This window comes from Paraburkholderia bryophila, assembly GCF_003269035.1.
Lineage (GTDB): Bacteria > Pseudomonadota > Gammaproteobacteria > Burkholderiales > Burkholderiaceae > Paraburkholderia > Paraburkholderia bryophila.
In genome coordinates this window covers 328,428-341,731 of record NZ_QLTK01000002.1, presented here as the reverse complement: position 1 = coordinate 341,731, position 13,304 = coordinate 328,428, and the positions used below count along the sequence as shown (strand labels likewise).

Here is a 13,304-nt window from a genome sequence, read left to right as displayed (position 1 = left end):
CACAATCGTCTAACCAAATCCCGAAATTTCGACCGATTATTCCGGGGGGGCGTTGCGCGGTGGCAAACGCATAGGGTGATGCCAGCAAAAAATTCCGAAGTGCATACACTTTTCACCCCACTTCACACAATTCGAACTCCCCAAAGCGCCGAAACCGCTGTAAAATTGCGGGCTCTGCGGGCGTCGTATAATGGTAATACCCTAGCTTCCCAAGCTAGAGCCGTGGGTTCGATTCCCATCGCCCGCTCCATCGCTTCCATTCGTGGAGCGTGCAAAGGTGGTCATCTACCTCGCCTTTCAGACCATGCTGCACCTCGTCGACCCTCTCCAGAATGATTGCAAAGCCGCTCCCGTCAGGTAATCCATCGTCTGGCGGCAATCTCATGCGCAAAGCGAGTCGCCATCCGTCTGGACGCACCCTTTTCGGTTGTGCTACCTTACGCGCACTTGCAACGCCCGCTCCACCTTACTGCTGCACCTCGGCAGAAGCCGGCACGAGCCGCCTCCACGAAGGCGGCTTTTTTGTAGTGATGGCGGCCCGGCGGCGCGATTCGCCACGCACGGCGCTGACCAGCAGCGCAGTGCGAACCACACCGGCCCCTGTCACGCGCACTACCCCGCGAGCGCGGAGCGCGGCGTCAATACGCCGCCCAAGCCGCGCAGCCCTGACCCTTGTAGCCGCATCGACCATGATCCACGAACCCAACGACGCCGGCCTGCCGGACGACCTCCCTACGCCGTCCAGCGCAGCAGACAACCTTCGCGCCGCCGACGAAGGCGCCGCGCCGCAGGGCGAAGCCCTGCATCTGCGCCGCATCCGCAGCTTCGTGACGCGCGCCGGTCGCGTCTCGACCGGCCAGCGCCGCGCAATGGACGAACTCGGTCCGCGCTTCGTGGTGCCGTACACGCCGCAACAACCCGACTGGAACAGCGTGTTCGGCCGCGCCGCGCCGCGCGTGCTGGAAATTGGCTTCGGCATGGGCGCGACCACGGCGGAAATCGCCTCGCACCGTCCCGACGACGACTTCCTCGGCGTCGAAGTACATGAGCCTGGCGTCGGCGCGCTGCTGAAACTGATGGGCGAGCAGAACGTGTCGAACATCCGCATCATTCAGCACGACGCGGTGGAAGTGCTCGAACAGATGATCGCGCCGGACAGCCTCGACGGCGTCCACATCTTCTTTCCGGATCCGTGGCACAAGGCGCGTCATCACAAACGCCGGCTGATCCAGCCGAAATTCGTCGCGTTGCTCGTGTCGCGGCTGAAACCGGGCGCGTATCTGCACTGCGCGACCGACTGGCAGAACTACGCCGAGCAGATGCTCGACGTGCTCGGCGCCGAACCCGCGCTGGCCAATACCGTCGACGGTTATGCACCACGCCCCGATTACCGCCCGGTGACGAAGTTCGAGCGCCGCGGACTGCGGCTCGGGCACGGCGTTTGGGATCTCGTATTCCGCAAACGCGGCTGACGGCAACGTCTCACGCGGTCTGCTGAAAAAGCGCCGTCGCAAAGCAAAAGGTCCGCAAACGCGGACCTTTTTTCATGGTTCAAGCTAAAAACGCGGCGGGAAGAAACTCAATCCGCCCAACTCAGCGCCCCGCTGTAGCCCACCAGCAGGATCAACAGGCCGAAGCCGATCCGATACCACGCGAACACCGTGAAGTCGTGCGCGGCGATATAACGCAGCAACCAGCGCACGCAGGCAAACGCGCTGATAAAAGCCGCCACGAAGCCGAGCGCGAAGCTGCCGAGCGCGTCGACGGAAAGCAGGTGCCAGTCTTTATAGAGCTCGTAAGCGGTCGCGCCGAAAATGATCGGGATCGCGAGGAAGAACGAAAACTCAGTGGCGACGCGGCGCTCGAGACCGAACAGCATCCCGCCGATAATCGTCGAGCCCGAGCGCGACATACCCGGAATGAGCGCCAGACATTGCGCGAGGCCGACTTTCAGCGCGTCGAGCGGGCTCAGTTCGTCGACCTGTTGCACGCGCGCCGGCGCATTGCCGCGCGTGCGCTGACGTGCCTCCGCCCACAGGATCACCACGCCGCCCGCCACCAGCGCGAACGCGACCGGCACCGGCGAGAACAACGCCGCCTTGATCGACTTTTCGAACAGCAAGCCGAGCACGATTGCCGGAATGGTCGCAATGATCACGTTCAGCGTGAAGCGGCGCGCGTCGGGACGGCCCGGCAAGCCGGCCACCACACTGCCGATGCGCCGCCGAAACTCCCAGCACACAGCGAGAATCGCACCGAGCTGGATCACGACGTCGAAGGTTTTCGCGTGCGCGTCGGTGTAATTCAGCAGACTGCCCGCGACGATCAGATGCCCGGTGCTCGACACCGGCAAAAATTCCGTCAACCCTTCGACGACGCCCAGAATCAGCGCCTTGCAAGCCATTAGCCAGTCCATCCGTGACCCTCATCGCGGTAAATAGTCGAAACGACAGGGTCGGCACGATTGGGCGCGGCCCTGACGGCCGCGCGCCCCGTCATTTTTCGACGATCTGCACGCGTATGCCGTTTGTAAGGATCGTGATTGTACCGGGTTCGTAATTCACGCCGGCAAATTGCAACTGTTCGGGCTTGAAGGTGTAAATCGGATAGTTGGCCAGCAATTGAGTGGCAAGCACCGCCGCCGCGGCGCTGATCTGTTGCGTATAGGCCTGCGCCTGACCGCTCACGCTGACGTTGTCGACGTTCGGCGACTTCAACACGACCGATTTGCTGGCGGCGTCGTAGGCGAGTTCGCTCGATAGCGTGAAGACGCCGTCGACCGGCTGCGGCATGAATGGACTCGCGAAACGTGCGTCGAGCTTCACCGAGATGCGGTTCGCGTCCGGCAGGAAACCGACCACCGGGTTGGACAGCGCGACGTCGAACACTTGTGAAACCGTGCGCTGGTAGGGAAATTTGCGCTGCACCGCGTCCTGCACCTGCTGCTGCGAGAACGTGTAGTGCGAGGGGATGAACGGAAAAGTCGGCGTCGCGCAAGCCGCCAGCGAGACGGTGATGCCCAGCGCGCTACAGCCTGTCAGCGCGGCGAGCAGAAAGCGGCGCCGGGCCGGCGCGGTGGGTTCGATCATGCGGAATCTCCTGAAGAAGAAATTGTGGATACGGTTGGGGTCGAGGCGATTAGTGTCCATGACGGCTGGGTTTGCACTTCGAGCTGCGTCAGCCAGGTGAGCGCTTCGTCGCGCTCCGTGCCGCACATGTCCATCTGCGGTTGCAGACCGGAACAGCACGCCGGCCGTTCCGGCTGACCGAAGATCGCGCAGCGCAGATCGTCGCCGAGTTGCACGCAGCGCACGCCTGCGGGCTTGCCGTCAGGCATGCCGGGAATCGGACTCGAAATCGACGGCGCGATGCAGCACGCGCCGCAATCGGGCCGGCACGCGTGATCCGCGACGCGAAATGGCGACGCGCGTTTCCCCGCGCTGTCCGCCACGGCGTTTTGCGCCGGGTTCCGCACGTCGATTCGTCCTTCGATTTGCCCTTCGTTTTGCACCTGATCTTTCACTTCGCTCACCACGTCATTCATCGCTTCATCGACATATCACTCACGCCATTTTCTCAAAGCCGCCAACCGCCGACACCCTGTCGCCCCGCATTGTGCCATCGCATTCCATGCGACCTTTTTACGCAATCCAGCAAACAGTCGCTCACGTAAACTCGAAGGATCACAAAGGCCACGCTCAAGAGACACCGACTGGCGGTGTCCCATCCCGATCCACTCAGACACAGCGCGCCTGAGCGCCTCTTCGAGGGTGGCCAACCAACCCGAGCCCCTCATGACCACCGCCGAGACGCTGTTCCGCCCCGACCTGCTCGCCAGATACAGCGCGAACGGTCCACGGTATACGTCCTATCCGACCGCGCTGCAGTTCCACGACGCGTTCGATCCCGCCGACTACCTGCGCGCCGCCGCCGACCCGGGCGCCGCCACGACGGACCTGTCGCTGTACTTCCACATCCCGTTCTGCGACACCGTCTGCTTCTACTGCGGCTGCAACAAGGTCGCGACGAAAAACCGCGCCCACGCGCGGCCCTATCTGGACCAGTTGAAGCGCGAGATGGCGTTGCAGGCGGCCTGTTTCGACACGCGGCGTCCGGTATCGCAGCTGCATTTAGGCGGCGGCACGCCAACCTTCCTGTCGCACGATGAAATGGCGGAACTGATGGCCGCCGCGCGCGAACACTTCGCGTTGCTGCCCGAAGCCGAAGGCGAGTATTCGATCGAAGTCGACCCGCGTGAAGCCTCGCCCGACACCATCGCGCATTTGCGCAAGCTCGGCTTCAACCGGCTCAGCCTCGGCGTGCAGGATTTCGATCCGGTCGTGCAGCAGGCCATCAACCGCATTCAGCCGCTCGAGATGACCGCGTCGGTCATGCAAGCCGCGCGCGAGACCGGCTTTCATTCGATCGGCGTCGATCTGATCTACGGGCTGCCGCATCAAACGGTCGAGAGCTTCAGCCGCACGCTCGACACGATGCTCGAACTCGCGCCGGATCGTCTCTCGGTGTTCGCTTACGCGCATATGCCGCAGCTCTTCAAGATGCAACGGCAGATGGACCCGGCCACGCTGCCTTCGCCGACGGCGCGGCTCGCGCTCCTGCAACGGGTGGTCGAGCGCCTGACGAGCGCAGGCTACGTGTACATCGGCATGGATCACTTCGCCCTGCCCACCGACGAACTCGCGCGTGCCCAGGCGCAGCGCACCTTGCATCGCAATTTTCAGGGCTATAGCACGCGCGCGGAATGCGATCTGATCGGCTTCGGCGCCTCGTCCATCGGCAAGGTCGGCGATGTCTACGCGCAGAACATCAAGGATCTGCCCGGCTACGCCGCGGCGATCGACGCGGGCCGGCTCGCTATCGCACGCGGCGTGCGCCTCACCGCCGACGACCGTCTGCGCCGCGACGTGATCACGCAACTGATGTGCAACCTGGAGCTGCGCTTCGACGAATTCGAAGCAGCCTACGGCATTCGCTTCGCCGACACGTTCGAGCCCGAGCTGGAGCGTCTGCGCGGTTTCGAGAACGACGGGCTGGTCGCGCTCAGCGCCGGCAAGCTCGAAGTGCAAACGGCCGGACGCATGCTGGTACGCAACATCGCGATGGTGTTCGACCGTTACCTCGGCCAGCAGACACTCGAGCGATTTTCGCGGACGGTTTGACGGCATCGCAGCCGAATCGAGCAACCGGCTTGCCCGTCGTCCGATTTTTTGCCATAATCTGCGTCTTCGCCGCGCGCCATGTTCCAACGCGTGTGCTGGAAGACCTGCCCAGGTGGTGAAATTGGTAGACGCAGGGGACTCAAAATCCCCCGCCGCAAGGCGTGCCGGTTCGATTCCGGCCCTGGGCACCAAATCGAATTCAAGTTTGACCAGCTCGTTTGAAAAAACCCGCGAGAGCATAAAGCTTCGCGGGTTTTTTTATGCGTGCGAGGTTATGCGTCGGCCGCGCCCGACGGCGCCGACAAAGCACGCAAGATAGTCATCGCGTCATCGACGCGCTCGGCCGGCACGAACAGATGGTCGTGATAAAAAGCCGACACCACGTTGCACGCGATTCGCGCTTGCGCCAGCTTGGTCGAGATCACGGCCAGAAAACCCACTGCGGCCAGATCCGAATGCACCGTCAACGTGATCATGCGTGCAGTGAAGTCGTAGGCGATGCCGAGGCGGTCGGCATCCGCCTGATCGAGAATCGCGGTCAGGCCTTCGGCCTCGTTGAACAGACAGACCGCGTCGACGCCCGCCGGCAGGCGGCGATCGGCAAAGCTACAGAAAACATAAGCCGGCGCAGCCACGACCGGCGTCATGTCGCGTAGCAACTGCTCGAGATCGCGACTCGCTTCCATGGCTCTGCTCCTTATCGCCCGGCCACTCGCGCGCCGCCGTGCAGCGCCGCGCGCCGGCGCTTGAACACATAACCGACCCACATCACCACCAGCCATGCCGGCACGAGCCACACCGAGACCGACAACCCCGGCGTCATGGCCAGAATCACGAGCACCAGCGCCATGAACGCGAGGCAGAGGTAGTTGCTGAGCGGGAACCAGATCGACTTGAACACCAGCGTCTCGCCCGCCGCGACCATCGCCTTGCGCGACTTCAGATGCGTGAGGCTGATCAGCGCCCAGTTCAGCACCAGGGCGGCCACGACCAGCGCCATCAGCAGACCGAGCGCTTCGGCGGGAATCAGGTAGTTGACGATCACGCAGGTGAACGTGGCGAGCGCGGATAAACCGATCGCCATATACGGTACGCCGCGACGATCGACTTTCATCAGCGCGCGCGGCGCGTTGCCCTGCTCCGCGAGACCGTAGAGCATGCGGCTATTCGCATACACGCCGCTGTTGTACACCGACAGCGCCGCCGTCAGCACCACCACGTTGAGCACGTTCGCGGTCAGCGTCGAACCGATCTGCGAGAAGATCATCACGAACGGACTGCCGCCGGCCGCCACTTCGTTCCACGGGTACAGCGAGAGCAATACCGTCAGCGAGCAGATGTAGAAAATCAGAATCCGGTAGATCACCTGATTCACCGCTTTCGGAATGCTCTTTTGCGGCTGATCGGCCTCGGCTGCCGTGATACCGATCAACTCCAGCCCGCCGAACGAGAACATGATGACCGCGAGCATCATGAAGAGCCCGTGAAAGCCGTGCGGGAAGAAACCGCCATGGCTCCACAGATTGGTGATCGACGCTTGCGGGCCGCCGTGACCGCTGAACAGTAGATAACCGCCGAACACGATCATGCCGATCACCGCGACCACCTTGACGATCGCGAACCAGAATTCGGTTTCGCCATACGCCTTGACGTTGGCGAGATTGATCGCGTTGATGGCGACGAAGCACACCAGCGCCGATATCCACGACGGCACACCGGGCCACCAGTAATGCACGTAGGTGCCGACCGCGGTGAGCTCGGCCATGCTCACGAGCACGTACAGCACCCAGTAATTCCAGCCCGACAGGAAGCCGGGAAAGTCGCCCCAATACTTGTACGCGAAGTGGCTGAACGAGCCGGCCACCGGTTCCTGCGCAACCATTTCGCCGAGCTGCCGCATGATCATGAAGGCGATGATGCCGCCGATCGCGTAGCCGAGAATCATCGACGGGCCGGCTGCCTGCAGCACGCTGGCGGAGCCGAGAAACAAGCCGGTGCCGATCGCGCCGCCCAGCGCGATCAACTGGATGTGGCGGTTCTTCAGCCCGCGCTTCAGGCCCTCTTGCTGCTGTGCACTATTCAACATTGCGCCCCAGTGTATGGATATCGATCGCCCGACCGGACTTATGGTCCCTGCCGGGCAGAACCCAAAATTTTACCGTGGCCGATATAAGTCAAATACTGGGACCAACCCGCGCTTGGTTCAGCGCCGCACTTAACGGCGCGGTTAGGGATTGTCACTAGCCTGGGGCTTCTGTATGGTCGCCTTTCGAGGTTCCCGCCTTCGGAGATTCAACATGTTGCCCAAACGCCTGCTTTGCGCCGCTGCTGTGTGTCTCTGTTTCATGGGCACGGGCGTCCTTGCCCAAACCGCGGCGCCAGCCGAGGCGCCCATGGCGACACCCAACATGGCGCCCTCTCCCGAACCGGCCGACGAACCCGGCATGGAAGCCAGCGCGCCCGAAGCGCCCGCCTTGCCCGCCGCCCAGCCCTCCATGACGCCGCCCACACCCGCGGCACAAGCCCCAGCGCCTACACCCACCGCCGCTGCATCCACCCCGCCCGCCGCGCCGATGACCGGCCCGGTGCGCAACATCGTGCTGGTGCACGGCGCGTTCGTCGACGGGTCGAGCTGGAACGGCGTGGTCGCCAGATTGCAGCAGAAGGGCTATCACGTGAGTTCGGTGCAAAACCCGCTGACCTCACTCGCCGACGATGTCGCCGCGACCCGCCGCGTGCTCGCGCGTCAGGACGGACCGACCATGCTGGTGGGCCATTCGTGGGGCGGCGTCGTGATCACCGAGGCCGGCGCGAACGCGCCGAATGTAGCGGGTCTCGTGTACATCGCGGCGATCGCGCCGGACCTTAACGAATCGACCCAGGATCTGATGAAACGCGCCGCGCCGATGCCGGCGGGCCAGTCCATCATCCCGGACGCGAGCGGTTTTCTGTGGCTCGATCGCACCAGATATCATGCGGACTTTGCTGCTGACGTGCCCGAGAATCTCACGCGCGTACTCGCCACCGCGCAGGTGCCGATCGCCGCGAAGGCCTTCGGCGAAACGGTCAGTCAAGTCGCGTGGCGAGAAAAGCCGTCGTGGTATGTGTTGACGACGAAAGACCGCGCGGTGTCGCCGGATGTCGAAAAATTCATGGCCGACCGGATGGGCGCGAAGATCGTGCCGATGGCGTCGAGCCACCTCGCGCCGGTGTCGCATGCGGGTGCGGTCGCCGACGTGATCGATCGCGCGGCGCGGGAATTGAGCCGGCAGCAATAGCGGCTAACGCGCGGTGCGTGCGTATGCGCGGCAGTGTGGCCGCGCATACGCCAACTTCTTTCGCAATCCGACCGGGCATTCGCAGTCGCAAAGCACTTCAGCAACGCAACACGTCACCGCAGATTCGTCGTCGCCAGTTCGACGATCTCGTCACCGCGTCCGTTCAGCACCGCCTTCAGCATATAAAGACTGAAGCCCTTCGCTTGCGCCCATTGAATCTTCGGCGGCATCGCGAGTTCATGCTTCGCGGTCGTCACGTCGATCACCGCCGGGCCCGGATGCGCGAACGCCTCGCGCAGCGCCGGCTCGATGTTCTCCGACAGTTCGATACGAACACCGTAGATGCCCGCGCCACGCGCAATCGCCGCGAAATCGGTGGTCGCGAGATCGGTGCCGGCTTCCAGATAGCCGCCGGCCTTCATCTCCATGGCGACGAAACCGAGCACGCTGTTGTTGAACACCACGACCTTGATGGGCAGATCGAGTTGACGCGCGGTGAGCAGATCGCCGAGCAGCATCGAGAGCCCGCCGTCGCCGGATAGCGAGATCACCTGCCGGCCGGGGTCGGCCGCTTGCGCACCGAGCGCCTGCGGCATCGCGTTCGCCATGGAACCGTGATTGAACGAGCCGTGCAGACTGCGCTTGCCGTTCATGGTCAGATAGCGCGCGGCCCAGAGCGTCGGCGTGCCGACGTCGGCGGTCAGCACGGCGTCTTCGTTCGCGACTTTATCGATGATGCTGGCGAGGTACTGCGGATGAATCGCGCGCCCCGGGGCGGACGGACGCGCCAGATCGTCGAGGCCCTTGCGTGCATCCGTGTAGTGCTTGCGGGCGTTCTCGAGGAAGCCCCGGTCGGTCTTACGCTTGAGCTTCGGCAGCAACGCCTGCAAGGTCGCCTTGACGTCGCCGACCAGCCCCAGCTTCAATGGCGTGCGCTTGCCGAGCGCGCCGCCGTTGCGGTCGATCTGCACCACGTTGCCGTGCGACGGATAGAAGTTGCGATACGGAAAGTCAGTGCCGAGCATCACGAGCGTGTCGCACGACATCATCGCGTGATAGCCGGAGCTGAAGCCGATCAAGCCCGTCATGCCGACGTCGAACGGGTTGTCCCACTCCACGTACTGTTTGCCGCGCAATGCATGCACGGTCGGCGCGCCGAGCTGATCGGCGAACGCCACCACTTCGTCGTGTGCGCCCGCGCAGCCGCTGCCGCACAGCAGCGTCACCGCGCCGGCCTGATTCAGCAACTCGGCGAGACGGTCGAGATCGGGTTCGGACGGCGTCACTGTCGAGCGTTCCAGCGTGCCGGACCATGCCGGCGTTTCGTCGGGCGCATCGCTCAGCGCAACGTCGCCCGGCAGCACGATCACCGCGACGCCTTGCTGTTCGATCGCGGTGCGCATGGCGCGCGCCAGCACGCGCGGAAACTGCGACGGATTCGTCACGAGTTCCACATAGTGGCTGCACTCCTTGAACAACTCTTGCGGATGCGTTTCCTGGAAGTAGCCGAGGCCGATTTCCGACGAGGGAATGTGCGCGGCAATCGCCAGCACCGGTTGATGATTGCGGTGACAGTCGTAGAGACCGTTGATCAGATGCAGGTTGCCGGGACCGCAACTACCCGCGCAGACGGCGAGCTTGCCGGTCGCCGCGGCATCGGCGCCGGCGGCGAAGGCCGCGACCTCTTCATGGCGCGTGTGCATCCAGCGAATCGAACCGACCCGCTGCAAGCTGTCCGACAGGCCGTTCAGGCTGTCGCCCGTCACCCCCCAGATACGTTCGACGTCCGCCGCCGCCAGGGTTTTGGCCAGATAATCCGCGATAGTCTGCTTACCCATGCTGTACTCCGCTCAGTGAAAAAGACCGTACTTTCTGGAAAACAGAGAGTACCGCTTCCTCACCGAACGTGTTCTCTGCGTGTCCTTTTTTTAGCGGGCAGCAATCCGTAAGCGAGTTGAAATGGCCACGTGTGATTTGCGCGCAACCGTAGCGCGGGCGCATGCCCGGCTAACGCAGCATGAACGACATGGCGGAAAGGCAGTTCAACGTACGCACCATGTGCTCCGCCGAGGCCGCGTCGAACCTCAACGTGACCGCGTCGACGCGCGTGAGCGTCGGCCATTGGCAGAACAGATCGGCAAGCGCGCTGGTCTGCACGCGCACTTCGCATGCAACCGGCTGCGCCACCGCGCGCGTGGCCTGCGCTGCGCGGCCGCCGTCGAGATGTTGCCGGACCACTTCTCGCGCCGCCGTTTCGATCGCCTCGCGCGCATTCGCCGGCGACTGCGTGACACCGCTCGACTGGCCCGTCGCGCGCTTGGTGACGACAAAACGCGCACCCGGAAAACGCGGCGCGGTTTCCTCGGCGAAGACATCGTCGCCGGATAAAAGCGCTACCTGTGCGCCATATTCTTCCGCCAGCGCGCCGTAAATCCCCGCCTCGCCCACTTCAACGCCGTTCAACGACACGCGAGCGAACGCAAAGCTGTTGATCGTATGCGCAAGGATGCCGCGCGTTTGCGACATGGCGTGATAGCCGATCATGAAGACCAGCGCCGCGCCGTATTCGAGCCCGGTCATCATGCCGAGCGTGCGCGGTTTGCCGAGCACCACCAGCGCGCGCGGATCGAGCAGATCGGGCAGCAGATTGCGGAAGCCGCCGTGCGAATCGTTAACCCACACCTGGGTCGCCCCGCCAGCGAACGCGCCTTCGATCGCGGCGTTGGCTTCGAGCGTCATCCAGCGACGCGCGGCCTCGTATTCGCCGTTGCCCGCGCGCGTCTGTTCGGGATGAAACACACCGGCCACACCTTCGATGTCGGTGGAAATAAGGACTTTCATCAGCGAGCGGAGTTGAGTAGTTGGGAGAGATCGGGCGCGCAGTCGTTAAGCGACAGGCGTCGATGGCCGTCGCGTCCGGTCACGGACACAGCGGTCCACAACGCGTCGACGATGGCCTGCTCGACGCTGTCCGCGCAGGCGCGAAACAGCGGGTCCAGACGGTCGTCGGCGAGTCGCGGCGGCAGCGTGACGAATTGCGCTTCGTGCGGCACGGTGTACGCGGTTGAAAACGCCAGCGCGATATCGCCGCTGCCATGGCCATACACCGAACCGGTGCGCGCGAGACCGGCTGCCGCGCGCAGCGAGAGACGCTTGAGTTGACGTGCGTCCAGCGGGGCATCGGTGGCGACGATCATGATGATCGAGCCTTGCTCGGGCTTCGTGGTGGTCGAAGCGTGGGTGGTCAAAGCGTGCGTGGTCGCAGCGCCCGCGCGTTCGCTCAGCACGCGGCCGAGCGGCACGCCGTCGAGCGTCAGCATCGGCAGGCGGCCGAAGTTCGCCAGCACCAGCGCGCCGACGGTATAGCGATGTCCCGCCGCCTCCACCACGCGCGACTCGTTGCCAATTCCGCCCTTCAAGTCGAAACACGACATACCGCGTCCGGCCCCCACCGAACCGCTGGCAACCTCGGCGCTCGCGGCCGCGTAGGCGTCGTCGAAATGTTGCGGGCCAACCGCCATTGCCTGGATATCGTTCAGATAGCCGTCGTTGCATTCGAACACCAGCGGATTCACCGTCGACCACTCGCGCCCGATACGCGGATTCGCACGAATCGCGGCGCGAATCTGCGCCTGCGCAACGGCGGCGACACCGAACGTATTGGTCAATGCGATCGGCGTTTCCAGCGTGCCGAGCTCCTCGACCTGCACGAGCCCGATGCTTTTGCCGAAACCGTTGATCACCGAGACCGCGGCGGGCGTCTTGTCGCGAAACGGATCGCCGCCATGCGGACGAATCACGGTCACGCCGGTTTGCACCGCGCCTTGGTCGAGCGTGCAATGACCGACGCTCACGCCCGGCACGTCGGCAATCGTGCCGAGCGGACCGCGCGGCAAAGCGCCGATATGCGGTGCGTTGTCAGCAAGGCACGCGCTCATGCGCGGTCGAGCTTCGGATCGAGCGCGTCGCGCAGACCGTCGCCGAGCAGGTTGAAGGCGAGCACGGTCACGAAAATCGCGAGACTCGGAAACAGCGCGATATGCGGCGCGGTGACCATGTCCGCGCGCGCTTCGTTGAGCATCGCGCCCCACTCGGGGGTAGGCGGCTGCGCGCCGAGCCCGAGGAACGACAAGCTCGCGGCGGTGATGATCGAGGTGCCGATGCGCATCGTGAAGTACACCACCACCGACGAAATCGTCCCCGGCAAAATATGGCGCACGATGATGGTCCAGTCCGACGCGCCGATACTGCGCGCCGCTTCGATATACGTGAGCTGCTTGAGCATCAGCGTATTGCCGCGCACGAGCCGCGCGAACGCCGGAATGCTGAAGATCGCCACCGCGCAGATCACGTTGATCATGCCGTTGCCGAGAATCGCCACCACGCCGATGGCGAGCAGAATGCCGGGGAACGCGAACAGCACGTCCGCCACCCGCATCACGACACGATCCCACCAGCCTTCGTAATAGCCGGCCAGCAAACCGAAGAACGTGCCGATCAGCGCGCCGATCGCGACCGACAGAAACCCGGCTTCCAGCGAAATGCGCGAGCCCGCCAGAATGCGGCTGAAAATGTCGCGGCCCAGCGAATCGACGCCGAACCAGTGCGCCGCCGAAGGGCCTGCGTTCAACGCGTCGTAGTCGAAGAAATTCTCCGGGTCGTACGGCACCAGATGCGGCGCGGCGATCGCGACCACGATCAGCAGCAGCACGAAAATGCCGGCGCCGAGCGCCACGTGCTGCTTGCGGAATTTGCGCCAGAATTCGCTCCACGGCGTGCGAATCGCTGATTCGACAACAGCGGCCCTGGCCGCATTCGCCTCGGTTGCGGAGATGCTCATGCGGGC

General features: G+C 63.9%; 12 protein-coding genes and 2 tRNA genes. 5 read left to right on the top strand and 9 right to left on the bottom strand.

Annotated elements, in window-relative coordinates; genetic code table 11:
* Nucleotides 1–176 precede the first annotated feature (176 nt).
* Together BX591_RS05065 and trmB are read left to right on the top strand one after the other, a co-directional pair.
* Nucleotides 177–250, top strand: a tRNA-Gly gene (locus BX591_RS05065).
* 439 nt (nt 251–689) lie between these two features.
* The gene (gene trmB, locus BX591_RS05060; RefSeq protein WP_111929618.1) at nt 690–1,472 is read left to right on the top strand and encodes a tRNA (guanosine(46)-N7)-methyltransferase TrmB; all 783 of its coding nucleotides are present in this window, start codon (nt 690–692) and stop codon (nt 1,470–1,472) included.
* 107 nt (nt 1,473–1,579) lie between these two features.
* Here trmB and BX591_RS05055 read toward each other — a convergent pair whose 3' ends face one another.
* The 3 genes from BX591_RS05055 to BX591_RS05045 all read right to left on the bottom strand — a co-directional run bounded on the left by BX591_RS05055 (nt 1,580) and on the right by BX591_RS05045 (nt 3,451).
* Nucleotides 1,580–2,416, bottom strand: a complete 837-nt coding sequence (locus BX591_RS05055) for an undecaprenyl-diphosphate phosphatase (protein ID WP_111929617.1) — start codon at nt 2,414–2,416, stop codon at nt 1,580–1,582.
* A 79-nt stretch (nt 2,417–2,495) separates the two neighbouring features.
* Complete coding sequence (locus BX591_RS05050; RefSeq protein WP_111929616.1) at nt 2,496–3,089, bottom strand: DUF1439 domain-containing protein; 594 nt, start codon at nt 3,087–3,089, stop codon at nt 2,496–2,498.
* Complete coding sequence (locus tag BX591_RS05045; protein WP_244146855.1) at nt 3,086–3,451, bottom strand: YkgJ family cysteine cluster protein; 366 nt, start codon at nt 3,449–3,451, stop codon at nt 3,086–3,088. Before BX591_RS05045 ends, BX591_RS05050 begins: the two co-directional genes overlap by 4 nt.
* Before the next feature lie 343 nt (nt 3,452–3,794).
* Between BX591_RS05045 and hemN the strand changes: the two genes are divergently transcribed.
* Together hemN and BX591_RS05035 are read left to right on the top strand one after the other, a co-directional pair.
* Nucleotides 3,795–5,180: an oxygen-independent coproporphyrinogen III oxidase gene (gene hemN / locus BX591_RS05040; RefSeq protein WP_111929615.1), complete on the top strand. Its 1,386-nt coding sequence runs from the start codon at nt 3,795–3,797 to the stop codon at nt 5,178–5,180.
* Between the two features lie 106 nt (nt 5,181–5,286).
* Nucleotides 5,287–5,371 (top strand) — tRNA-Leu (locus tag BX591_RS05035).
* An 81-nt stretch (nt 5,372–5,452) separates the two neighbouring features.
* Here the strand turns inward: BX591_RS05035 and BX591_RS05030 are convergent.
* A complete protein-coding gene (locus BX591_RS05030) occupies nt 5,453–5,866 on the bottom strand; it encodes an ACT domain-containing protein (protein ID WP_111929614.1) in 414 nt (137 codons plus the stop codon).
* Nucleotides 5,867–5,877: 11 nt separating this feature from the next.
* Nucleotides 5,878–7,263: an amino acid permease gene (locus BX591_RS05025; protein WP_111929903.1), complete on the bottom strand. Its 1,386-nt coding sequence runs from the start codon at nt 7,261–7,263 to the stop codon at nt 5,878–5,880.
* Nucleotides 7,264–7,477: 214 nt separating this feature from the next.
* Here BX591_RS05025 and BX591_RS05020 point away from each other — a divergent pair, with 214 nt between their 5' ends.
* Entirely contained in the window at nt 7,478–8,458 is a 981-nt protein-coding gene (locus BX591_RS05020) for an alpha/beta fold hydrolase (protein WP_111929613.1), read from the top strand.
* A 113-nt stretch (nt 8,459–8,571) separates the two neighbouring features.
* Here BX591_RS05020 and poxB read toward each other — a convergent pair whose 3' ends face one another.
* From poxB to gsiD, 4 genes are all read right to left on the bottom strand, one after another.
* Nucleotides 8,572–10,296, bottom strand: a complete 1,725-nt coding sequence (poxB, locus tag BX591_RS05015; RefSeq protein WP_111929612.1) for a ubiquinone-dependent pyruvate dehydrogenase — start codon at nt 10,294–10,296, stop codon at nt 8,572–8,574.
* A gap of 169 nt (nt 10,297–10,465) precedes the next feature.
* Entirely contained in the window at nt 10,466–11,299 is an 834-nt protein-coding gene (locus BX591_RS05010; protein ID WP_111929611.1) for a M55 family metallopeptidase, read from the bottom strand.
* Nucleotides 11,299–12,396 carry a DmpA family aminopeptidase gene (locus tag BX591_RS05005; protein WP_111929610.1) on the bottom strand — a complete coding sequence of 366 codons (1,098 nt, stop codon included), beginning with the start codon at nt 12,394–12,396 and terminating at the stop codon, nt 11,299–11,301. Before BX591_RS05005 ends, BX591_RS05010 begins: the two co-directional genes overlap by 1 nt.
* On the bottom strand, nt 12,393–13,298 hold the full coding sequence (gene gsiD / locus BX591_RS05000; protein ID WP_167444499.1) for a glutathione ABC transporter permease GsiD: 906 nt from the start codon (nt 13,296–13,298) through the stop codon (nt 12,393–12,395). The genes BX591_RS05005 and gsiD overlap by 4 nt, the downstream gene beginning before the upstream one ends.
* Nucleotides 13,299–13,304 lie beyond the last annotated feature (6 nt).